The organism is Celeribacter litoreus (assembly GCF_020165855.1).
Classification (GTDB): Bacteria; Pseudomonadota; Alphaproteobacteria; order Rhodobacterales; family Rhodobacteraceae; genus Celeribacter; species Celeribacter litoreus.
Genome location: NZ_JAIUFY010000011.1, coordinates 33902 through 56736 on the forward strand (window position 1 = coordinate 33902; position 22835 = coordinate 56736).

Consider the following 22835-nt stretch of genomic DNA (forward strand, 5'->3'; position numbering starts at 1 on the left):
AAAGAATGAGGGAGACTCCAAATGTATCTTGGTCTTGATATCGGAACCTCCGGCGTCAAAGCGATGCTGGTGAATGACAGGTTCGATGTGATCGGCACGGCGCATGCATCGCTGACTGTATCGCGTCCCCACCCAGGCTGGTCCGAGCAGAACCCGCTGGACTGGATTGCGGCGTGTGAGAGGACGATCGCGGAACTGGCAGAAACGCACTCCGAAGCCTTCGGCAAACTGCAATCTATTGGACTTTCGGGTCACATGCACGGCGCGACGCTTTTGGACAGCAATGATCAGCCGCTTCGCCCCTGTATTCTCTGGAATGATGCGCGATCAGGGCCGCAATGTGAAGCGCTCGAAGAGCGGGCCGATTTTCGTGGGATCGGCGGCAATATTGTCATGGCCGGTTTCACGGCGCCGAAACTCCAGTGGGTCGCAGAGAACGAACCCGAGATTTTCGAGAAAACGTGCAAGGTTCTTCTCCCGAAAGACTTCGTGCGTCTTTGGCTCACGGGTGAGCATGTGTCCGATATGTCGGATGCGGCGGGGACGCTTTGGATGGATGTGGCAAAGCGCGATTGGTCCGATACGCTCTTGGAGGCGACGGGTCTTGATCGTTCGCATATGCCGTCGCTTGTCGAGGGATCGGACGTATCGGGACACTTGCGCGCAGACCTTGCAGACCGCTGGGGTGTTGCAAAGGTGCCGGTGGCCGGTGGCGGTGGCGATAATGCCGCGACGGCCTGTGGCATGGGGATCACCACGCCCGGCACCGGCTTTCTTTCGCTCGGAACATCGGGTGTTCTCTTTGCGACGACCGACCGTTTTGCGCCAAACACGGCGGATGCGGTTCATGCGTTTTGCCATGCCGTTCCGAACACCTGGCACCAGATGGGGGTCTTCCTGTCGGCGTCCGATAGTCTGACGTGGCTCTCGGAAATCTCGGGCCGTAGTCCTGCCGACCTTGCCTCGCTCTTGCCTGAAACCATTACAGAGCCGTCGCCGGCGGGCTTTCTGCCCTATCTCTCCGGCGAACGGACGCCGCACAATGACCCCAACGCGACAGGTGCGTTCTGGGGATTGCGCCGCGACGTAGCCTTGCCTGATATGGTGCAGTCCGTGATGGAGGGCGTCGCCATGGCCTTTGCGGATAGTGCCCATGCCTTGCGGAGCGCGGGGACGGAGATTGATGCGGTCTATGCTGTGGGCGGCGGCGCGCGTTCGGACCAATGGTTGCAGATCATTGCCGCGATGACAGGTCTTACTCTGCTCAAACCGGAAGCTGGTGATTTCGGTGCGGCGATGGGCGCGGCCAAGCTTGCTGCGGCGGCTGCGACGGGGGATGTCTCCGCTTCTGTTTTCTCGTCTCCGAAGGTTGATGCAGAGGTCTGGCCGGATGCGCACCTCGCAGAGAAATACGCAGAGAAGTATGACGCCTATCGTCGCGCCTACGGGCAGCTCAAAGTCCTCGGATGACGCGAGACTTGAGTTTTTAATGATAAATTGGTCTCTTTAGGCAGCAGACCTTTCCGACCTGATGGAACAGACGTGACAGATCAGACGACATCAATCCGCCCGCGCAAATCCCGTCCGGAACGGGTGGCGGGGACGATCAAGGAATGGATTGTCGAAAAGGGCATGAAACCCGGAGACCGTCTGCCGAATGAGGCGCAGTTGATCGAGACCTTTGCCATGGCGAAGGGCACGATCCGCGAGGCAATGCGTTTGCTGCAAGCCGAGGGGTTGGTTGTCACGCGGACGGGGCCGGGTGGCGGGAGCTTTCTCGCCGAAACCTCCCGCGATCGTGCGAATGCGCTGCTGTCAAACTACTTCTACTTTCAGGATCTCTCTGTCGACGACATCTATGCCGTGCGTCTGCTACTCGAACCGGAACTTGTCGCCGGTTTGGCGGGGCGGCTGACCGAAGATCAAATTTCTTCACTCGAAGCCGTGATGGAAGACTATGCGCGGCCAGCTGAAAACAGTGAGGAAGAGCGGAAACAGCACGTTGCTTCGTTGCGGTTTCACGCTCTGCTTGCCGAATATAGCGCGAACAAGGTGCTTGGGTTTTTCATAGGCTTCATGTCGCAAATCCTCACCGACCTGACCGTCTTTCGAAAGCTCTACTCTGAACCGAACCTCCCGCTCTGGGAGCGGGGGCGCAACCATCAGATTGAATTGATCAAGGCGCTTCGGAGTGGAGACGCCGAGCGTGCGCGCGAGGTCATGAAGGCGCATATGGAATACGCGCGGCACATGATGGATGCGCAGGAAGCGACCGTCACGCGACGGTTCCTGAACGCGTGACCTTTAACTAACGATGTCCGGAAACGCCTCGTCACGATGTGGTTCGTTGACGGTCGGAACCAGTTTGGCCCATTCAGCATATTCACCGGATGTAGCCTCGGCATGGAGTGCGCGGAGTGCTTTCAGTGGCGTGTCCGACAGGTCGATCCGGAGCGAGAGGGGCGCGGCGTCTCGGTTCAACACCAAAAGCGCCGCGGACTTTTGACCGCGACTGTCGCCGCCTGCCTTTGCGGCCTCATCAAGGGCAGCCAGCAGGCGTTCGTCCATTGAGCCCTCGGTCGCGACAAAGGTCGCGAGCGCAGCATCAAGTACAGCTTCGGAACTTAGGAGGTTGCCGGTGACGATGACATGAGGCGCTTGTCTGCTTCCGGCGACCTCAATGCTTTTCGCGCCCGTAAACGACGCGGTGCTGCCATCCGGTGCAAGTGCGGCGAGTTGGCGCTGGTCGCGCCCTTCATCCGCCGTCGTGACCGTTTTGACCGCGATTTCGGCGCTGTCACCAAGGCGCATGCAATCGAGAACATCCTCGCCCCAGAGCGTCGAGGGCAGAGATCCCTGTGACGCGCTCAGCCCCGATTCGATGTTGCCGCGGAGCACCCATCCCCCGACGCAGAGGCTACCAGTCATTGCTGCACTGCCGTAAGTGCCTGTTTTTTCATCATAGGCGAGGATGGAAATCGTCATGCCGCGTGTCTCCTTCTGAGGACTTGAATTTATCATGATGATTTGGCCTAATCAAATTAATCATTATAAATTACCAACGGGAAAACAGCGGAGGTTCTCCTATGTCGCTCACGTCTTTCACTCGCCGCAGCCTGCTCGCAGCCAGCACGGCCCTTGCGCTCTCAATCGGGACATTTGGTGTCGCGGAGGCTCAAACACCGCCAGGTGTTCTCGTGGTGGGCCAGATTGCGGAGCCGAAGGCACTTGATCCGGCGGCCGTCACTGCGGTGAACGATTTCCGTATTCTGATGAACGTCTATGACGGGCTCGTGCGCTACAAAGACGGCACGCTCGAAGTGGAGCCTGCGCTGGCGACTGCGTGGGAGATCAGCGAGGACGGAACGGAATATACCTTCACCCTTCGTGATGGCGTCAAATTCCACGATGGGTCCGATTTCAATGCAGACGCCGTTGTGTTCAATTTCGAGCGGATGCTGAACGAGGATCATCCTTACCATAACACCGGACCTTTCCCGCTCTCCTTCTTCTTCTCATCTGTGGCGAGCGTTGAGGCCATGGACGACATGACGGTGAAGTTCACCCTGTCGTCGCCCTACGCGCCGTTCCTGTCGAACCTCGCCTATCCAACCGGCCTCATCGTGTCTCCGGCGGCGGTTGAGCAATACGGAGCGGAATTTGGTCGCCACCCGTCCGGCACGGGTCCGTTCACTTTTGCGGAATGGCGGTCGAACGAAGCTGTCGTTGTCGAAGGCAACCCTGACTACTGGGACGGCGCGCCGGAGCTTCAGGCTGTGATCTTCCGTCCGATTACGGATGCGAACACACGCACGGCAGAAATGCTCGCTGGTGGGATCGACCTCATGGTCGAGGTGCCGCCTGTCGCTCTCTCGCAGTTCGAAGGCGAGACCTTCAATGTGGTTGAGCAAGCAGGCCCGCACGTCTGGTTCCTGATCCTCAACGCGAAAGAAGGCCCGTTCGCAGACAAACTCGTCCGTCAGGCAGCGAACTACGCTGTGAACAAAGAAGCCCTCGTGAACGACGTGCTTGAAGGCACGGCCGCCGTGGCCGCCGGACCTACTCCGCCTGCCTTCGCATGGGCCTACAACGATGATCTGTCGCCCTATACGTATGATCCTGAAAAGGCGAAAGCTCTGCTGGCCGAGGCTGGAGCCGAAGGCGCCGAAGTAACCTTCTATGTCACCGAGGGCGGCTCCGGCATGCTCGACCCGATCGCGATGGGCACGGCCATTCAGGCCGACCTCGAAGCTGTCGGGTTTGATGTGAAAATCGAAACCTACGAGTGGAATACGTTCCTCGGAGAGGTGAACCCGGGTCTTGAAGGCAAAGCCGACATGGCCGAAATGGCGTGGATGACGAACGATCCGGATACGCTCCCGTTCCTCGCGCTGCGGACAGAAGCCTGGCCGGACAAAGGCGGTTTCAATTCCGGTTACTATTCAAACCCAGAGGTCGACAAACTTCTCGAAGAGGCCCGCGTCGCCACCGATCAGGACAAGCGCGCCGAACTCTACAAAGAGATGCAGACGATTGTTCAGGACGATGCGCCTTGGGTATTCGTTGCAAACTGGAAACAGAATGCGGTGACATCCGATGCCGTTGAAAACTTTACGCTACAGCCATCCTTCTTCCTGTTGTTGGATGATGTCGTCAAAAACTGATTTTTGACGTTCGCGGCGCGCGGTTTTCCCTTCCCGCGCGCCGTTATTATTTTCCCACCGCCTCAGAACGGAGGGCCACATGACAGGCTACATCCTTAAGCGCCTTTTGTCGGCGATCCCGGTTCTCTTCGGGATCACTGTTATCGTCTTTCTTATCATGGCCCTCATTCCGGGCGATCCTGCGACGGCCATCCTCGGGTCCTATGCGACGCCAGAGAACGTCGAAAAGCTCAACCGCGATCTTGGTCTCGATAAGCCGCTTGTGACCCAATACGTGATCTGGCTCGGCAATATGCTCACCGGTGATTTCGGGACATCCTTTGCCCTGAACCGGCCCGTGCTGGACGAAGTTCTGGAGCGCTTCAACGCCACGCTGGTTCTCGCGGGCACGGCATTTGTCCTGTGCTCTGTCCTAGGCATCGCGGCGGGGGTCATTTCGGCCTCACGCCAATACGGGTTTGCGGATAAGGCGATTACCTTCTCCGTCCTCATCGGCATCTCGATCCCGTCTTTCTTTCTAGGGATGATGATGATCCTGGTGTTTTCCGTGAACCTGCGCTGGTTTCCTGTCTCTGGCATGTGGCCGATTTACGGAGATCGGGATTTGCCGGCACTGATAAGCCATTTGACCATGCCCGCTCTCGCGCTCGCCGTAGTGGCGACCGGTGTTGTCGCTCGTCTGTCCCGCTCTGCGATGCTCGAGGTGTTGCGGCAGGACTTTATCCGGACGGCCCGTGCCAAGGGCGTGCATGAGCGCCGCGTGATCTGGCGTCATGCGCTCAAGGTCGCGATGGTGTCCATCATTCCTGTTCTCGGCATTCAGGCGGGCTTTGTGCTTTCTGGTGCTGTTTATATCGAGATGGTGTTCCAATGGCCGGGCGTCGGGCGGATGCTCGTCGATGCCATTCTGAAACGGGATATCCTCTTGGTGCAGGGCGGTGTCGTCTTCGTTGCAGCCTGCTATGTCTTCTTCAACATCGTCGTGGATGTGCTCCAGAGCCTGCTCGACCCGAGGATTAAGACATGAGTGCCTTTCTTAAACTCCTCGCACGCAATCGCCTCGCTCTCGCTGGCGGGGTCGTCCTCTCGGTCGTCGTCCTTCTCGCAATCATCACGCCGCTCCTTCCGCTCGCTGATCCGAATGTGACCAACACTGCTGCACGTTTCACAAAGCCGTTCTCCGAAGGCGCGCTTCTGGGAACCGACCATCTCGGGCGGGATTTGTTGTCACGCCTCATGTGGGGCACGCGTCTTAGTCTTGCTGTCGGTTTCGCGGCGGCGGTGGTCGCGGCGACGCTCGGCGCGGCGATCGGCATCATCGCGGGCTACTATGGCGGTCGCACCGACAACTTGATCATGCGTGGCGTCGATCTGTTGATGGCGTTTCCGTATATCCTTTTGGCGCTCGCGATTGTCGCGGCGCTCGGGCCGGGGCTGTTCAATGCCCTGATCGCTGTTGCCGCGGTCAATGTCCCGTTCTTCGCCCGCAATATCCGCGGGATCACGGTCGGCATCGCGCACAAGGAATTCGTAGATGCGGCCAAGCTCGCTGGGCTGACGCATCGTCAGATCATCCTGAAAGAAATCCTCCCGAACGTCGTACCCGTGATCGTCATCGCGATGTCGACGACGATTGGCTGGATGATCCTCGAAACGGCGGGTCTGAGTTTCCTCGGCCTCGGGAGCCAGCCGCCCCAAGCCGACCTCGGCTCCATGCTCGGCGAGGCACGATCCGCGATGATTGCGAACCCGCACACCTCGGTGGTGCCGGGTGTGATGATCCTGATCATCGTCATGTCGATCAACCTGCTGGGTGACGGGGTGCGCGATGCGCTAGACCCGCGTTTGAAGTCCGGCGCCCTGTCGCGTCCGATGGCGGCGACCCGCGTCGAGCGTTCGGGCGACATTCCGGAGACTGAAGGCAAAGGCCTCTTGGAACTTCAGAACCTGCAAACTCAATTCCATGTCGGCAATCGTATCTACAAAGCTGTGGGCGGTGTGTCGCTAAATGTTGAAAAGGGCGAATGCCTCGGGATTATTGGCGAGTCCGGTTCGGGGAAATCCGTCACAGCGCTCTCCGTCATGGGGCTGGTCGCCTCCCCGCCGGGCGTGATCACAGGCGGAGCCGTCCGATATGAGGGCGAAGACCTCGTCGGCGCGCCATATGGTCGTCTTCGCGATATGCGGGGGCGCAATGTGGCCTATATCTTCCAAGACCCGCTGGCGACGCTTCATCCGCTCTATCGCGTCGGCGATCAGTTGATCGAGGCGATCCGCGCGCACCGGCCGATCTCAGAGGCTGAGGGGCGCACAAAGGCCATAGAGCTTTTGAAATCCGTCCGTATTCCCAATCCGGAAAAGCGCGTGTCCGACTATCCGCATGAGATGTCGGGCGGGATGCGTCAACGCGTCGGGATCGCGATGGCATTGGCCAACGATCCGGACGTCATCATCGCGGACGAGCCGACGACAGCGCTGGACGTGACGGTTCAGGCTCAAATCCTGTCGCTTCTCGATGAGTTGCGGCGGTCGCGTGGCCTCGCGATTGTCTTCATCACGCATGACTTCGGAGTGGTGGCTCAACTGTGTGATCGCGTTGCCGTCATGTATGGCGGTCGCATCGTGGAAGAAGGACCTACCACAGACATTCTCGACCGTCCCGCACATCCCTACACCGCGCGATTGATGGCCTGCGTCCCCGAACTCGGCGGGGGCAAGCGGCGGCTGGAGGCCATCCCAGGTCTACCTCCCGCTGTGGACCGATTGCCGCAAGGGTGTGCTTTCGCGGCGCGATGTGATCGGGTGCAAGAATCGTGTCAGGCAGCCGATGTTCCGCTCGGTGGAGAGGGATTGCACGCTGTCCGTTGCTTGTTCCCTTTCACATCCCCACAGGAGGCCGCAGAATGACCTATGCGCTCAAACTCACGGACCTGTCGAAAACCTTTCCCGTCGGGCGCCGGTTGTTCGGCAAGCCGAAGGCGTCGGTCAAAGCAGTGCAGCCGCTCTCGCTGACCGTCGCAAAGGGCGAGACGCTCGGCATTGTTGGCGAGTCCGGCTGCGGGAAGTCGACCCTTGCTCGGATGCTTGTGGGATTGTTGGAGCCGACGACAGGTGAGATCGAAATCGACGGAGAGGCGCTCGACAACGCTGACCCGGCAGCATTCGGGAAACGCATCCAGTACGTGTTTCAGGACCCGATCTCGTCGCTCAACCCGCGTAGGACGATCCGTCAGATCATGGAAAGCCCGTTGATCCACCTGCACGGGATGGACAAAGCCGCCCGCGACAAACGGATCAAGGAGATTTTCGATAGCGTCAATCTCCGTCACGAGTTTCTTGACCGCTATCCGCACGAGTTTTCGGGCGGGCAGGCGCAGCGGATCGGCATCGCGCGGGCGCTCGCAGCGGAGGCGAAGACGCTGATCCTTGATGAGCCTGTTTCCGCGCTGGACGTGTCGGTTCAGGCGCAAGTTTTGAATCTCTTAGCGGACCTGAAAACGGAGCTCGATCTGACATACCTCTTCATCTCCCACGACCTCGCCGTGGTCGAAGCGGTGAGTGACCGGATCGCGGTGCTCTATTTTGGCTCTGTCGTGGAGGTCGGTCCCGCCGAAGAGGTCTTTGCCAATCCGCGCCACCCATATACCCGGCTCCTCGCAGAAAGTGCGCCTGTGGTCGGGCGTGCGCTCTCCGCACCTGAGGCGAAGGAGAGCGAATTGCCTGATCCGCTCAACCCGCCATCCGGATGTGCCTTTGCCGCGCGCTGTCCGAATGCGCAGGCGAAATGCAGAGAGATGGCGCCGGAGCTCACCGATCACGGCGCTGCGCAGGTAGCGTGCTTCTTTCCCGTGGGCGCGGATTAGGCCTTGCTCGTCGTCTTAAAGCGCTCGCGATATTCACGCGGGGTCAGCGAGAACTTGCGCCCGAACACTTTGCGCATCTGATCGTCTGAGGAAAAGCCGACGCGATGGGCGATGGTTTTGAGCGGCAGGTCGGTTTCGAGCAGCAGAGCAGTCGCCCGTTCGCATCGTGCGTTCACCAAATATTCGGCAGGGCTATGCCCTATTTCGCGCGTGAAATGGCGGGTGAAGTTCCGTTCGCTCATGCCCGCGCGCTCCGCGAGGTCTCCGGTCACAATCTTTTTGTCGAGGTTGGCGTGAATCCACGTCCGCACGTCGTCCATGCCTGTTCGGCTCGACATTTGTCCGGTGAGCATGGAGCTGAACTGCGACTGCCCGCCCGGACGTTTCAAATACATCACCATATCCCGCGCGACAGATAGGGCCAGATCGCGTCCGAAGTCTTGTTCGACGAAGGCGAGCGCAAGGTCGATTGAAGCCGTGACGCCCGCCGAGGTGTAGAGGTTCCCTTCATTGAGAAAGATCGCGTCTGCATCGACCTGAATTTCAGGGAAGCGCTGTTGCAGTCGGTCCGCGACGCTCCAGTGCGTTGTGGCCTTGCGCCCGTCGAGCAGTCCGGCCTCTGCGAGGAAAAACGTGCCAGTGCAAAGCGACGCAAACCGGCGAAGGTCGCGCGCGTGTTTCTGGCACCACGAGACGATTTGCGGGTTCTCAGACAGGGCGTTCTCAATGTCGAGCGCGCCCGCGATCATCACGGTGTCTGCGGGTTCACAGGCGTCGAGGGAGATGTCTGCCTGAAGCGACAGTAATGTCTCCGAGATAACCGGTCCGGGGGTCGGCGTGACGAGGCGCGCATCATATCGGGTTGGATGATCAGACGCGGCGAGATAGCGGTTTGCCGCCGTGAACACGTTGACCGGTCCGACGGCCTCCATGCATTTGAAGCCGGGATAGATCACGATATCGACTTGAATCTGGTCGGGTGCTGGCGGCTTGGTCATGCGTGCTCCAATACGGCGTGCAAACGTGCGATGGGTGGATTTAGGGGTGAATTGTCCAGATTCTTCCGAATGTCCAGATTGTGCTAGTCTCTTTCCTTGGAGGAAAGTAGCGTGGAGATAAAGAGGTGGTGCGTTGCGCTGCCAAACAGGGTGGTTCGCCGCGCCTGTTCGTTTCACTGTTTTAGAAGACGTTAAGAAAAGGATCAGATCATGCGCACGAAAGCTGCTGTTGCGCTCGAAGCGGGTAAGCCGCTCGAGATCATGGAAGTGAACCTCGAAGGCCCGAAAGCGGGTGAGGTTCTTATTGAAATCAAGGCAACCGGTCTATGCCACACGGACGAGTTCACCCGGTCTGGCGATGATCCGGAAGGCCTCTTCCCGTGTATTCTCGGCCATGAGGGTGCTGGCGTTGTGATCGAAGTCGGCGAAGGCGTTACCACGCTGAAACCGGGCGATCACGTGATCCCGCTCTACACACCGGAATGCCGTGAGTGTCCGTCCTGCCTGTCCGGCAAAACTAACCTCTGCACCGCGATCCGTGGCACGCAGGGTCAGGGCCTTATGCCCGATGGCACCACGCGTTTCTCCATGCTCGATGGCACCCCGATCTATCACTACATGGGCTGCTCGACCTTCGCGAACCACACGGTCATGCCGGAAATCGCGCTCGCGAAAGTCCGTGATGACGCTCCGTTCGACAAGATTTGCTACATCGGTTGTGGCGTAACCACCGGCATCGGCGCTGTGATCAACACCGCGGGTGTCGAGATTGGCTCCACGGCGGCTGTGTTCGGTCTCGGAGGCATTGGCCTCAACGTCATCCAGGGCCTGCGTATGGCAGGTGCCGACATGATCATCGGCGTCGACCTGAACGATGACAAAGAGGAAATGGCACGCAAGTTCGGCCTGACCCATTTTATCAACCCGTCCAAAATCGAAGGCACGGTTGTCGAGGAGATCGTCAACCTGACCAAGCGCGGCGCAGACCAGATCGGCGGCGTGGACTACTCTTTTGATGCAACCGGCAACGTCAAAGTCATGCGCGACGCTCTGGAATGTTCGCACCGTGGTTGGGGCGTGTCCGTGATCATCGGCGTGGCTCCGGCTGGTGCTGAAATCTCCACCCGTCCGTTCCAGCTCGTGACCGGCCGCGTTTGGAAAGGCACTGCCTTCGGTGGCGCCAAAGGTCGTACCGACGTGCCGAAGTTCGTGGACTGGTACATGGACGGCAAGATCGAGATCGATCCGATGATCACCCACAAACTGAGCCTTGAAGAGATCAACCACGGGTTCGACCTCATGCACGAAGGCAAGTCGATCCGCGCGGTTGTGGAATTCTGATCGATGGAAATTCTTTCCACGAACAAAGCGTTTGGTGGCGAGCAAATCGTCGCCAAACACGCGTCCGAGGTCTGCGGCTGTGATATGACCTTCGCGGTCTATTTGCCGCCAGCGGCTGCCTACGGGCCTGTGCCGGTTCTCTGGTATCTCTCGGGTCTGACATGCACGCATGAGAACGCGATGACCAAAGCGGGTGCGCAAGCCGCCGCCGCTGAGGCCGGAATTGCGCTGATCTTCCCTGACACCTCCCCGCGTGGCGAAGAGATCGCCAATGACGAGGCTTATGATCTCGGTCAGGGTGCAGGGTTCTACGTGAATGCGACGGAAACCCCGTGGGCGCCGCATTTCAACATGTGGGACTACGTGAAGACAGAGCTTCCGGCGCTCCTATTCAAAGAGTTCCCGCTTGATGCGAACCGTCAGGGCATCACCGGTCACTCCATGGGTGGCCATGGTGCGCTGACGCTCGCGATGACCGATCCGGAGCAATACAAGTCGGTCTCGGCCATTGCGCCGATCGCGAACCCGACCCAATCCGATTGGGGCCGCAAGCAATTGACGGCTTACCTAGGCGCGGATGAGGCCAAATGGGCCGCGCATGATGCCACGCTCCTCATGACTGAAAAAGGCTTCCCGGGGCCCGTCATGGTGGATCAGGGTGCAGCCGATCAGTTTCTTGATCTGCTGAAGCCTGAAGCGCTGGCTCAGGCTGCCGCGGCGCGCCGTCAGCCGTTCGAATTCCGGATGCTCGACGGGTATGACCACAGCTACTTTTTTGTGGCCTCGGTTATGGCTGATCACGTCTGGTTCCACGCAGAGCAACTGGACAAGTAACGCCAAGCCGGATGCGGATCCCCCCCTCCGCATCCGGCAACTTAATTCCTATTAATTTAATCGGGTATTGCAATTTGCAGCCATTTGTGGCCAGTTGCAGCCAACAGATCAAGCAAGCCCGTCCGCGCGCCAGATCGTGATTTTCATGATTCCGGAGCTGACCCGTGCGATACCTATTTGCCGCGCTGCTTGCTGTCTGCGCCTCCTCTCCAGCCCTTGCAGATGAAACGACCGGCAAACTATCTGTCGAGATAAATGCAGTTGAGACTGTCGATGGTGGATGCCGTCTGTCCTTCCTCCTTCAGAATGGCTTGCCGTCGGACCTGACTGAGACGGTGTTTGAAACCGTTCTCTTCGATCAGGCCGGTCAGGTTTCTCAAATGACACTTCTCGACTTCGGCGTGCTTCCGATGAACCGGCCACGAGTGCGTCAGTTCGTGCTCAGTGGCACGGCCTGCACAGAGATTGGCGGCGTCCTGATTAACGGGGCACAATCCTGTCAGGGCGAGACTGTTTCGAATGACGCATGCGAGGAGGCTTTGGAGGTGACATCCAAAACAGAGATTGAGGTGCTCGGATGATCACTGCTCTGCGAACTGCATTCTCACAGATTGCGACCTTGGGCGGTCCGGTTGTTCTCCTGCTGATCGGGGTGTCCGTGATCGCGTTGACGGTTGTCTTCTATAAGCTCTGGCAATTCTCTGTTGCCCATGTTGGCCGCCACGATGCGTTAGGTCAGGCGATCGATGCTTGGGACCAAGGGGAACGTGAGGCTGCGCACCGATATGTGACGCAGTCGAAAAGCTATCTGCGCGAACTCATTGGATTGGCGATGTCCGGCCAAACGGATCATGCACGCCTCGAAGCTGAGGCCGAAACGAGGTTCGCGCGCTTGGAGAGCGGCTTTCGGATACTCGACATGATCGCGCAGCTGTCACCGCTCATGGGGCTGTTCGGGACCGTTCTAGGGATGATCTCCGCGTTTCAGTCGCTTCAGGACGCTGGCGCGCAGGTGGACCCTGCAGTGCTGGCGGGCGGGATCTGGGTTGCTTTGCTCACCACAGCTGTTGGTTTGGCAGTGGCAATGCCGACCTCGGTGTTCCTGAGTTGGTTCGAAGCGCGGATGGATCGCGACCGCATCTTTGCCGAACGCGCCCTGCGTACGATCCTTTCTCCAAGCGACCGAGCCCATGCGTAAGCGACGCCGGAAGGGACGGATTTCGATGACCTCTCTGATCGATGTCATCTTTCTGCTGCTGCTGTTCTTCATGCTGACATCGACCTTTTCGCGTTACTCAACTGTCGAACTCGTTGCAGCTGCCCCATCCGGTCAAGGTGCGTCTGAGGCGCCCCCGATATTCGTGCAACTTTCATCGGACTCGGTGCGGCTGAACACCCGTGATGCGTCTTTGGAGACATTGCCGGTGCTCTTGAGAGCGGATCGAGCTCATGGCTCCGATGTCACCTTGATTGTGGCGCTAAAAGGATCGGTTACTTCGCAGCGACTGACCGACTTTCTCGTCGCGATCCGTGAAGTTGAAGGTGTCACGCCAGTTATTTTGGGGGCTTCCTGATGCGACGTGAGCGAGTGAAGCCGGAGCCAACGATCGCCCTGATCAATGTCGTGTTCTTGATGCTCGTTTTCTTTCTTGTGGCGGGGACTTTGGCGCAGCCGCTGGATCGTGACGTGACACTCGTGCGGACTTCGGGCCTTGATGCCGATAGCCCGCCCGATGCGCTCGTTGTGCGCGCGGATGGAGCGATGAGCTATCGCGGCGCGCCTGTGGAGAGCCTCGAACGGTTCCTTGCAAGAGAAGTGGGCGAGGGTGTCGCTGAAGTGCGCGTCGTTCCAGATCGGGAGTTGCCGGCCGAAGCACTCGTGAAGATCGGCGCAGAGTTGCGTGCACTTGATGTGTCGAAGGTGGTGATCGTTACGGAAAGAGGTTTGCGATGAGAGTATCCAGTTTTTGGGCCAAAGCGTCGGCGCTCTCTTTCGCACTGGTCGGGCACGGGGCCCTCGCGCTCTTTTTGGTGCCGCAGACCGGTGTGGAGTTGGAGGGTCAAAGTGGCGCTGCCGTCGCGCGGATTGGATCGGTGTTTGCTGATCTCACGGCGGGGTCATTGCCCTCTTCAGCGCCGCAACAGGCCATTGAGGCAGAGCGGGTGACCGAAGCAGTGGAGGCGTCCCCGCTGGAACCAGTTATGGCGGCACCACTTGTTACCTCGATGCCAGTTACGGCTCAGGCCGTCGCGAAAATGGATAACGTTGAAGCCAAGCCGCTCACCTCAGTAGAACAAGAGCGCTCAGTTCTCCGACCTGAGCCGCGGCAGGAAGAAAAGCTCATCGAGGAGGAGCAAACAAAGACGCCGCAACCGACGCGACAGGCCTCCGCCGGAAATTCGGATCGGTCTGCGCGGGCGGGTGACGCGCGGGGTGTTTCATCGGCTAAAGCCGCCACACAAGGTGCGTCGGGGGCGTTGGAGGAGGCCGGAAATGCCGCCGCCTCGAACTATCCGGGTGAGGTTATGCGCGTGCTCTCAAGGGGTCCTCGTCCGTCTGTGAGTGTGCGGGCGAGCGCCTTTGTGTCATTCCGTATTGCGGGCAGCGGTGCTCTGGAGCAGGTCGGAATTTCGCGCAGTTCAGGGTCTGCGTCGCTTGATCGGGCGGCGCTTCAGATGGTCGAGCGGGCCGCCCCGTTCCCTGCGCCTCCAACGGGCGCACAAAGGTCGTTTTCGGTCGAAATCAAAGGTAGATGAACCCGCTAAAAAAAATCCGAACAATACTTTACAAAAATAGTAAGGTGTTTTAAATCACCCTCATCCTGCGAGCACCCAGTTTCGGTAGCCAGCACAAATGACTGCTTGCGAAATTGGGGATACCATGAAGACTCACACTCGGATTCTGGCGGGCGCAACGGCGCTGGCCACGCTTCCTATGACAGCCTCCGCCCAGGATTTGCTCCTCGGCACTATCCTGCTCGAAGAAAGCAGACGCGGAGTAGCAACTGAGACCGCCACTGCGGAAACCACACTGGATCAAGATGAACTCGATGCGCGTCAGGCGTCGACGCTCGCCGAGCTCATGGACACTGTGCCGGGCGTGACACTGTCCAACGGTGCATCGCCGCAGGGCTCGTCGATCAACATCCGTGGCCTTGGCTCGGACGCCGGTGTTTACGGCTCAAATACCAAAGTGAACGTCATTGTTGACGGCGTCGCGAAGGGGCAGGAAGAGCTCTATCGCCAAGGCAGCACCCTCACGATGGAGCCGGACCTCTTCAAAGAGGTAAAGGTGATCCGTGGTCCTGCGGAGAGCTTTCAGTTCTCATCTGGCGCAATCGGGGGAACCGTCGAGGCGGTGACGAAGGATGCTGCCGATTTCCTTGAAGACGGTGATACCTTTGCGTTTCGTCAGAAGCTCTCGTTCCAGAGCAACGGCGAAGGCGCGATGACAAGTTCCATCCTCGCGTGGGCACCGGACGACAAAATCGATGTGATCGGATTCCTCGGCTACCGCACGGCGAACGATTACGAAGATGGCGGCGGCGCCACGCAGGCCGACACCGGATATGACCTGCCCTCCGGCCTTCTGAAAGTGAAATACCAAGCGACGAATGCACTGAGCTTCACCGCCTCCTATTCTCGGACCGAGAATAACCTCAATGATGTCAGCTACGATATGATGGGGGCGACGTTCCCCGTTCAAGTCGACGCGGACATTGAGGATGTGACGGCCTATCTGGCCATGGAGTACAATCCTCTTGGAAACGACCTCGTCCATACGACGGCGAAGCTGGTCTATTCCGATGAGTTGATTGCAAACGTCTCGGACACGATCACGTCTACGATCTACAACGCGGACAACCGCACAAAGCGCCTCGCCTTCATCCTCGAAAACGAAACTCTCTTTGCGAGCGGCCTCATTGACCATACGCTTCTTACCGGTATCGAAATCGGCCGCAGAGAGCGCAGTTCGATCAGCGATACAGGTGAAAACGCCGGATCGACACCTGGTGGCACGGATGACTACGTTGCGTTTTATGCGAGCGATGAGATGCGCATGGGGGCGTTCACGCTCACGCCGCAGCTTCGCTATGAGGCGCAGACCATCACGTCGGCCGATAACTCTGCCGTCGCAGACGGCACCGAATATGCCGCGCATGATTGGGCAGGGGCGGTTTCCGCACGTTACGCTCTGACGCAGGACTTCGCTCTTTTCGGGGCACTGGCCTACAACACCAACCTGCCGATCATCGATGACCTGACCAGCGCAGCCAATATGGAGACGACTGAAAAAGCGGTCACATATGAGGCGGGCGCCTCGTATGACACGCTCGATGTTCTCACCGGCGGCGATGCCCTTCGGACGAAGGTTACGGCCTTCAATACGCGGATTTGGGATAACACCACGTACACCAACTATACCGGTGGTGACGCGAGCCACATCGATCTTCATGGTGTCGAATTCGAACTCTCCTACGCGCATCCGAATTTTTACGCTGACTTCAACGCGGCGCGGATTCGCGGCAAATGGGGTGACGGAAGTTGGTTCAACAATGCGCCTGCTGACAGCGTTCAACTGACGCTCGGCAAACGGTTCTTCGACGACCAACTCGATCTGTCGATTGAGACGCGTCACGACTGGAGCACGTCGCGAAACGTGCAGTTTGGCGGCAACTCCACGACGGCTGACAGCTTTACGATCCACACCGTGGCGGCGGGATACACGCCGCAGAGCGGAGTACTCGGAGGCGTCGAAATTCGTGGCGCCATCGAAAACCTCTTCGACACGGCCTATCAGCCCTACCTGAGCAGCCGCCAGGCGCCTGGGCGCACCTTTAAAATTTCTTTTGCCAAGGTCTTTTGACCGAAGCCGCCGGATGACGGGCGCTGCGTTCCTTTCCCGTCATCCGGCCATATGCTTGGAGCTATCAGATGAACAAACCATTGACTGCGGCGGAGATCCGTGCCGCCAAATCCGAGGCAACCGACACGCGTGATCGCGACCTCGCAGCCGCGCTCGGAATTTCAGAAGCGGAACTCGTCGCCGCGCACCTTGGTCAACACAACGGCCAAACCGTCACGCGCATTGCCGCGCATCCGGATCTTGTGATGCCTGCGATGAAACAGCTTGGCGAAGTGATGGCACTAACGCGCAATCGCTCTGTCGTGCACGAACGGGTCGGCACATTCGAGGACTATCGGGCGGGGCAACATGCGTCCATGGTTCTGGGGCGTGAGATCGACACGCGGATTTTCCCGAAATTCTGGGCGCACGGTTTTGCCATCGAGAGCGAGACAGATCGCGGCACGCGCCGCACTTTGCAGTTCTTTGATCACGCCGGCGATGCGCTTCAAAAGGTGTTCCTCCGGGAGACGTCCAATCACGCGCGCTGGGCAGACGTTGTCGCGGAGCTTGCGCTCGAAGATCAGTCCGAAGGTGTCGAGGTCGAGGCGCGTGCGCCTGTCGAGGCGGCAAAGATCAACGAGGAAAAGCGTGAGACCCTGATCGGGCAATGGCAGGGCATGACGGACACCCACCAATTCAACCGGATTGTGACACGGCTCGGAATGAACCGCCTCGGAGCCTATCGTCTCGCCGGTGCGCCGTTCGTGCGAAAGATCGAACCCTCCGCAGTCGAGTCTTGGTTGCATTCGGTGTCAGATGCAGGGCAGAGCGTGGTGCTATTTGTCGGCAACCGTGGCAACATCCAAATCCACTGGGGGCCGCTTGAGAACATCAAGCCTATGGGGCCGTGGCTGAATGTTCTCGATCCGCGTTTCAACCTGCATCTGCGGGGTGACCACGTCGCGGAAGTCTATGTGGTGAACAAGCCGACCAAGCGTGGTCCGGCGATCTCGCTCGAAACCTTCGATGAAGATGGGGCTTTGATCTTTCAATGCTATGCAGAACGCGAGAACGAAAGCGATACTCTGGACCGTTGGCATGGAATTCTTGATGCACTGCCGTCAGCGCGAGAGGCATCGGAATGAGGGAACTATTTCTTGCGTCTTTGATCGCCGCCTTGCCGTGGGTAGCCATCGCTGAGAGCTATCCCGAAGCGGGGCGGATTGTGTCGGTCGGGGGGGGCGTCACCGAGATTATCTATGCGCTCGGAGCCGGAGATCGCGTTGTGGCCCGCGATACGACGTCTCTCTATCCGGAGCGCGTCACCGAATTGCCGGATGTCGGGTACATGCGTCAGTTGTCGGCGGAGGGTGTTCTCTCCGTCGGGCCAGACTTGATCATCACGCGCGACACAGCTGGGCCGCCCGATGCGATCGACCAATTGCGCGCGGCGTCGATCCCGATGGTGGAGGTTGCCGACGGGTTCACGTCAGATGCGGTGGCCGCAGGCATTCGGACTGTGGGAGTGGCTTTGGGGGCATCGGCAGAGGCGAATGCCTTGGCTGACCAAGTCGCGGCAGATTTTGCTGCGCTTGCCGCGGACATCGCTGCCACATCGCGTCGACCTCGCGTGCTCTTCGTTCTTTCGAACCAAGCGGGCCGGTTGAATGTCGCCGGTTCTGGGACAGGAGCGGATGGTATCATCTCACTCGCGGGCGGCGAAAATGTCATGGCAGGCGCCTATGAGGGGTATAAAATTCTTTCTGACGAAGCGCTGATTTCTTCCGCGCCGGATGTCATCCTGATGTTGGCGCCGACGGGTTCAGAGGAACTTGACGCCAACCTTGATGATGTCCTGTCTCTACCGGCGATCCAGCGCACGCCCGCCGGAGAAACCGGGGCGGTCGTGACGGTTGATGCCGCGGCTTTGGGCTTTGGCCCTCGCACGGCAAAATTCGCGCGTGCGCTTCATGAGCAGTTGATGGGCGCGGGGCACTAAGCCGGTGGTTGCGCTTTCTGACCAGATCGTGGATCGCCGCGCCGATATCCGTCAGGGGGATCGGAGGGCCCGTGCGGCGAAGGTGCGTGTCGTGCTCATCCTACTGTTCTTTTTGTCGGTGCTCCTCGGGCTTGGATGGGGCGCGGCCGGAGATACCGATGTGATCGGAGCGCTCTTGGCGCGGTTCGGGATCGGTGAGGCGTCACTGCGTGATCTCACAATTGTCTGGGATATCCGGATGCCGCGGGTCTTGACCGCGGCTTTGGTTGGAGCGTCACTCGCAGTGGCCGGAGCCGTCATGCAGGGATTGTTTCGCAACCCTCTCGCGGACCCTGGCCTCGTCGGGGTCAGTGCGGGTGCGGGACTTGGCGCCGTCATGGCGATTGTTCTCGGGGGGCTGCTGCCGGTCGCCGCCTATACGGTCGTTGGTGGCTATCTCATCCCCGTAGCCGCCTTCCTCGGTGGCTGGGTGTCGACACTCGTGCTCTACCGTGTCGCGACTCAGGGAGGGCGAACGTCGGTTGCGACCATGCTCCTCGCGGGAATTGCGCTTGGCGCAGTAACGGGTGCTGTGACTGGACTGCTCGTCTACAAAGCCGATGACAACCAACTTCGTGACCTCACCTTTTGGTCGATGGGATCAGTGGCAGGTGCGACATGGGCGAAACTCCTCGCGGCGGGACCACTGATCGCTCTGGCGCTCGTGACAGCTCCCCTCCTTGCGCGGGCGCTCGACACGCTCGCCCTCGGTGAAGCGGTCGCGCATCAGATGGGGGTCGATACGCAGCGCATGAAACGGATCGCAATTCTCTCTGTCGCCGGATCGGTCGGCGCCTCTGTCGCTATCACCGGCGGGATCGGCTTTGTCGGGATCGTCGTCCCGCATCTCTTGCGCCTGCTTCAAGGTCCGGAACATCGGATGCTTTTGCCGAATGCAGCTTTGCTAGGAGCAGTGGTTCTTCTTTTGGCGGATATGGTGAGCCGTGTCGCTGTTTCGCCAGCTGAGCTACCGATCGGGATTGTGACCGCAATGATGGGCGGTCCGTTCTTTCTCTGGATATTGTTGAAGAACCGCCATTTGCTCGACATGTGAGGACGTGCTGATGACCCTTGAGGCGAATAATATTTGCGTGAAATTCGGATCGCGAGCGGCATTGAATGGCGCGAGCTTTCGGGCGGAGGCGGGGCAGGTGACGGCCATCGTCGGGCCGAACGGGTCCGGCAAGACCACTTTGTTGCGCGCTGTGACAGGAGATCTGGCCTTCGCAGGTACAGTTCTAATCAATCGTGAAGATACACGCCAACTGTCCCCGCTCGATCTGGCGCAAAGGCGCGCGGTTCTGCCCCAATCGGGGACGATTGCATTCCCCTTCACGGTTCTTGAACTCGTGCGTCTTGGTCTCACGGCGGGGATGTCGACAGTTGAGGTCAACACGCAGGAAACCCTCCCGATGGAAGCCATCGAACGGGTCGGTCTCGCTGGATTTGAAGGGCGGCTGGTCCATGAGTTGTCTGGCGGAGAGCGCCAGCGCGCGCAACTGGCGCGAGTCTTGGTGCAGATATGGGAGCCAGTGTTGCATGGCGTTCCTCGCTGGCTATTTCTCGATGAGCCTGTTTCCGCGCTCGATATCTCCCATCAGCTACAGGTGATGCAGATTGCGCGGGATTACGCCGCGCGCGGCGGCGGAGTCGTCGCCGTCATGCATGATCTCAATCTGACTGCGATGTTTGCGGATCGCGTTGTCTTGATGGGGCACGGTCACGTGCGCGCAAGTGGGGCGCCGAGGGACGTTCTGACAGACCAGGATTTGTCCGCCTGCTACGGATGTGCGCTCCGTACGAACACGCCTCCACCGTCAGGCGGGACATGGATTTTGCCACAAGCTGCAGGCCTCTAAGATTCAGAGAACTCTGTCTGGTCAGGGTAAGGCATTCCGTCTACATTCCACGCACAATATTTTGAAACGATAAGGTTTCTGACCCACAAGCGCTGGCTGCTGTTTCCCTTCGAATAATGGCACGCCGCTTTTCAGCGTGTTGGTCAGCGTGGTGTGATAGAGGTGTGTCATGAAGATCGCGGTTGCCGGTATTGGATATGTGGGGCTGTCGAATGCAGTCCTGTTGGCGCAACATAACGAGGTCGTTGCTGTTGACGTATCCGAGGACCGCGTCGCGATGCTCAATGACCGCGATTGTCCAATCGTGGATGCAGAGCTTGAGGATTTTCTGGCGCACAAAAGCCTGAACCTAACGGCCACCACCGATGGTGATCTGGCCTACAAGGATGCAGATTTTGTCATTGTGGCGACGCCCACCAATTACGACGAGAGAAGCAATTATTTCGATACGTCGAGCGTCGAGAGCGTGATCTCTCAGGTGATCGCGATCAACCCGACTGCGACGATTGTTGTCAAATCAACGATCCCTGTGGGCTTTGTTGAGAAACTTCGCGCTGATCTCGAGACAGACCAAGTGATCTTTAGCCCCGAATTCTTGCGGGAGGGGCGGGCGCTCTACGACAATCTCTATCCGTCGCGGATCATCGTGGGCGAGCGTTCGGAGCGCGCGCAGACCTTCGCCAATCTTCTTTTGGAAGGGGCGATCAAGAAGGATGTCGATATTCTCTACACCAACCCAAGCGAGGCAGAGGCGATCAAACTGTTTGCCAACACGTATCTTGCGATGCGTGTCGCCTTTTTTAACGAGTTGGACAGCTACGCGATGGCGGGGGGTATGGACACGCGACAGATCATTGAAGGCATCGGGTTGGACCCGCGGATTGGCTCCCATTACAACAACCCGTCCTTCGGATACGGCGGGTATTGCTTGCCGAAAGACACCAAGCAACTTCTCGCGAACTACCATCACGTCCCGCAGAACCTCATCCGCGCGATTGTTGACGCGAACCACACGCGCAAAGATTTCCTCGCAGACCAGATCCTGATGAAGGGGCCGCATGTCGTCGGCGTCTATCGTCTCGTGATGAAAGCGGGCTCTGACAATTTCCGCCAGTCGTCCATTCAGGGCATTATGAAGCGCCTCAAGGCGAAAGGCGTTGAGGTGATCGTATATGAGCCTGTTCTCGAGGAAGACGAGTTTTTCCGTTCGCGCGTCATCCGTGATCTCGATGCGTTCAAGCAAGAGGCTGACCTCATCATTGCCAACCGCTTGACCGACGATATTCGAGACGTCGCAGACAAAGTGTTCACCCGCGATTTGTTCGGCGCGGATTGAGGGGCGTTCACATGCAAACCGCCCTCGTGACCGGTGCGGCCGGATTTATTGGATCGTTCGTGTGTAAAACGCTCTTGGAAGAGGGGTGGCGGGTGATCGGTCTCGACTGCATGTCGGACTACTACGATGTCGCTCTGAAAGAGCGTCGCGAAGAGTCGCTCAGCGCCTATGACACCTACCGCTCCGTGCATGACAAGGTCGAAACGCCCGGTCTGTTGATGTCGCTTTTCGAAGAGGAAAGGCCCGACGTCGTGATCCACCTCGCCGCTCAGGCGGGCGTCCGGTATTCCATCGAGAACCCGCGGTCGTATCTTGAAAGCAACATCATCGGCACGTTCGAATTGCTGGAGGCCGCGCGCGCATATCCGCCGAAACACATGCTCCTCGCCTCCACGTCTTCGGCCTATGGCGCGAATGAGGAGATGCCGTATCGCGAGATCGACAAAGCCGATCATCAAATGTCGTTCTATGCGGCGACGAAGAAATCGACGGAAAGCATGGCGCACAGCTATGCCCACCTGTTCGATCTGCCGATTACGATGTTTCGGTTTTTCACGGTCTATGGTCCGTGGGGGCGTCCCGATATGGCGCTGTTTAAGTTCACCAAAGCGATCCTCGAAGACCGGCCCATTGACGTCTACAACTACGGCGACATGAAGCGGGACTTTACCTATGTCGAAGACCTCGTTCATGCGATCCGCTTGTTGATTGATGCTGTGCCTGTGCGTCCGGCAGATGGCGTCGTTGGCGAAGGCGACAGTCTCTCTCCCGTTGCGCCATTCCGCGTGGTGAATATCGGGAACAATGATGCGGTCCAGTTGGTTGATTTTATCGCCGCGATTGAGGCCGCGACGGGCCGCAAGGCGGAGCGTAATCTCATGCCGATGCAGTCGGGTGATGTGCCCGCGACTTGGGCGGATGCGAGCCTTTTGAAGAAGCTGACGGGCTACGCACCGAAGACGGCTGTTCCGGAGGGCGTCGCAAGCTTTGTGCGGTGGTATCGCCAGTATTATCAGGTATGAACTGAGTGCCTGATAGGGTATTTCTATCTGA

General features: G+C 58.9%; 22 protein-coding genes. 20 read left to right on the forward strand and 2 right to left on the reverse strand.

The features are described from left to right. Positions 1–21: 21 nt before the first annotated feature. Together xylB and LA304_RS10650 are read left to right on the forward strand one after the other, a co-directional pair. Positions 22–1470 (forward strand): xylulokinase, encoded by a 1449-nt coding sequence (gene xylB / locus LA304_RS10645; protein ID WP_224503136.1) that lies wholly within the window; start codon positions 22–24, stop codon positions 1468–1470. A 72-nt stretch (positions 1471–1542) separates the two neighbouring features. After that, positions 1543–2301 carry a FadR/GntR family transcriptional regulator gene (locus LA304_RS10650; protein ID WP_224503137.1) on the forward strand — a complete coding sequence of 253 codons (759 nt, stop codon included), beginning with the start codon at positions 1543–1545 and terminating at the stop codon, positions 2299–2301. 3 nt (positions 2302–2304) lie between these two features. Here the strand turns inward: LA304_RS10650 and LA304_RS10655 are convergent, their stop codons facing one another. Beyond that, complete coding sequence (locus LA304_RS10655) at positions 2305–2985, reverse strand: DUF1028 domain-containing protein (RefSeq protein ID WP_224503138.1); 681 nt, start codon at positions 2983–2985, stop codon at positions 2305–2307. 101 nt (positions 2986–3086) lie between these two features. On the opposite strand from LA304_RS10655, the gene LA304_RS10660 reads away from it, so the two are divergent. The 4 genes from LA304_RS10660 (at position 3087) to LA304_RS10675 (ending at position 8527) form a co-directional block, all read left to right on the forward strand. Beyond that, entirely contained in the window at positions 3087–4664 is a 1578-nt protein-coding gene (locus LA304_RS10660; RefSeq protein ID WP_224503139.1) for an ABC transporter substrate-binding protein, read from the forward strand. Between the two features lie 79 nt (positions 4665–4743). Next, entirely contained in the window at positions 4744–5691 is a 948-nt protein-coding gene (locus tag LA304_RS10665; RefSeq protein ID WP_224503140.1) for an ABC transporter permease, read from the forward strand. Next, positions 5688–7571, forward strand: a complete 1884-nt coding sequence (locus LA304_RS10670) for a dipeptide/oligopeptide/nickel ABC transporter permease/ATP-binding protein (RefSeq protein WP_224503141.1) — start codon at positions 5688–5690, stop codon at positions 7569–7571. Before LA304_RS10665 ends, LA304_RS10670 begins: the two co-directional genes overlap by 4 nt. Beyond that, the gene (locus LA304_RS10675; protein WP_224503142.1) at positions 7568–8527 is read left to right on the forward strand and encodes an ABC transporter ATP-binding protein; all 960 of its coding nucleotides are present in this window, start codon (positions 7568–7570) and stop codon (positions 8525–8527) included. The genes LA304_RS10670 and LA304_RS10675 overlap by 4 nt, the downstream gene beginning before the upstream one ends. On the opposite strand, the gene LA304_RS10680 is transcribed toward LA304_RS10675, so the two are convergent. Continuing rightward, positions 8524–9525 (reverse strand): GlxA family transcriptional regulator, encoded by a 1002-nt coding sequence (locus tag LA304_RS10680; protein WP_224503143.1) that lies wholly within the window; start codon positions 9523–9525, stop codon positions 8524–8526. The two genes, LA304_RS10675 and LA304_RS10680, sit on opposite strands and share 4 nt — an antisense overlap. Before the next feature lie 210 nt (positions 9526–9735). Here LA304_RS10680 and LA304_RS10685 point away from each other — a divergent pair, with 210 nt between their 5' ends. The 14 genes from LA304_RS10685 (at position 9736) to LA304_RS10750 (ending at position 22804) form a co-directional block, all read left to right on the forward strand. After that, the gene (locus tag LA304_RS10685; protein WP_224503144.1) at positions 9736–10866 is read left to right on the forward strand and encodes an S-(hydroxymethyl)glutathione dehydrogenase/class III alcohol dehydrogenase; all 1131 of its coding nucleotides are present in this window, start codon (positions 9736–9738) and stop codon (positions 10864–10866) included. A 3-nt stretch (positions 10867–10869) separates the two neighbouring features. After that, complete coding sequence (gene fghA / locus LA304_RS10690; protein WP_224503145.1) at positions 10870–11700, forward strand: S-formylglutathione hydrolase; 831 nt, start codon at positions 10870–10872, stop codon at positions 11698–11700. A 164-nt stretch (positions 11701–11864) separates the two neighbouring features. After that, entirely contained in the window at positions 11865–12281 is a 417-nt protein-coding gene (locus tag LA304_RS10695; RefSeq protein ID WP_224503146.1) for a hypothetical protein, read from the forward strand. Next, positions 12278–12898, forward strand: coding sequence for a MotA/TolQ/ExbB proton channel family protein (locus LA304_RS10700; RefSeq protein ID WP_224503147.1), 621 nt, complete (start codon positions 12278–12280; stop codon positions 12896–12898). The genes LA304_RS10695 and LA304_RS10700 overlap by 4 nt, the downstream gene beginning before the upstream one ends. Continuing rightward, positions 12891–13274 carry an ExbD/TolR family protein gene (locus LA304_RS10705; RefSeq protein WP_224503148.1) on the forward strand — a complete coding sequence of 128 codons (384 nt, stop codon included), beginning with the start codon at positions 12891–12893 and terminating at the stop codon, positions 13272–13274. Before LA304_RS10700 ends, LA304_RS10705 begins: the two co-directional genes overlap by 8 nt. Further along, on the forward strand, positions 13274–13654 hold the full coding sequence (locus LA304_RS10710; protein WP_224503149.1) for an ExbD/TolR family protein: 381 nt from the start codon (positions 13274–13276) through the stop codon (positions 13652–13654). Before LA304_RS10705 ends, LA304_RS10710 begins: the two co-directional genes overlap by 1 nt. Further along, a complete protein-coding gene (locus LA304_RS10715; protein ID WP_224503150.1) occupies positions 13651–14457 on the forward strand; it encodes a TonB family protein in 807 nt (268 codons plus the stop codon). The genes LA304_RS10710 and LA304_RS10715 overlap by 4 nt, the downstream gene beginning before the upstream one ends. A gap of 124 nt (positions 14458–14581) precedes the next feature. Beyond that, entirely contained in the window at positions 14582–16567 is a 1986-nt protein-coding gene (locus LA304_RS10720; protein WP_224503151.1) for a TonB-dependent receptor domain-containing protein, read from the forward strand. 68 nt (positions 16568–16635) lie between these two features. Further along, positions 16636–17694: a hemin-degrading factor gene (locus tag LA304_RS10725; RefSeq protein ID WP_224503152.1), complete on the forward strand. Its 1059-nt coding sequence runs from the start codon at positions 16636–16638 to the stop codon at positions 17692–17694. Then, entirely contained in the window at positions 17691–18548 is an 858-nt protein-coding gene (locus LA304_RS10730) for a heme/hemin ABC transporter substrate-binding protein (RefSeq protein WP_224503153.1), read from the forward strand. Before LA304_RS10725 ends, LA304_RS10730 begins: the two co-directional genes overlap by 4 nt. Positions 18549–18552: 4 nt before the next feature. Next, positions 18553–19641, forward strand: a complete 1089-nt coding sequence (locus LA304_RS10735) for a FecCD family ABC transporter permease (protein ID WP_224503154.1) — start codon at positions 18553–18555, stop codon at positions 19639–19641. Positions 19642–19651: 10 nt separating this feature from the next. Next, positions 19652–20446: a heme ABC transporter ATP-binding protein gene (locus LA304_RS10740; protein WP_224503155.1), complete on the forward strand. Its 795-nt coding sequence runs from the start codon at positions 19652–19654 to the stop codon at positions 20444–20446. Positions 20447–20615: 169 nt separating this feature from the next. Beyond that, positions 20616–21782, forward strand: coding sequence for a nucleotide sugar dehydrogenase (locus tag LA304_RS10745; RefSeq protein ID WP_224503156.1), 1167 nt, complete (start codon positions 20616–20618; stop codon positions 21780–21782). An 11-nt stretch (positions 21783–21793) separates the two neighbouring features. After that, entirely contained in the window at positions 21794–22804 is a 1011-nt protein-coding gene (locus tag LA304_RS10750; protein WP_224503157.1) for a GDP-mannose 4,6-dehydratase, read from the forward strand. Positions 22805–22835 lie beyond the last annotated feature (31 nt).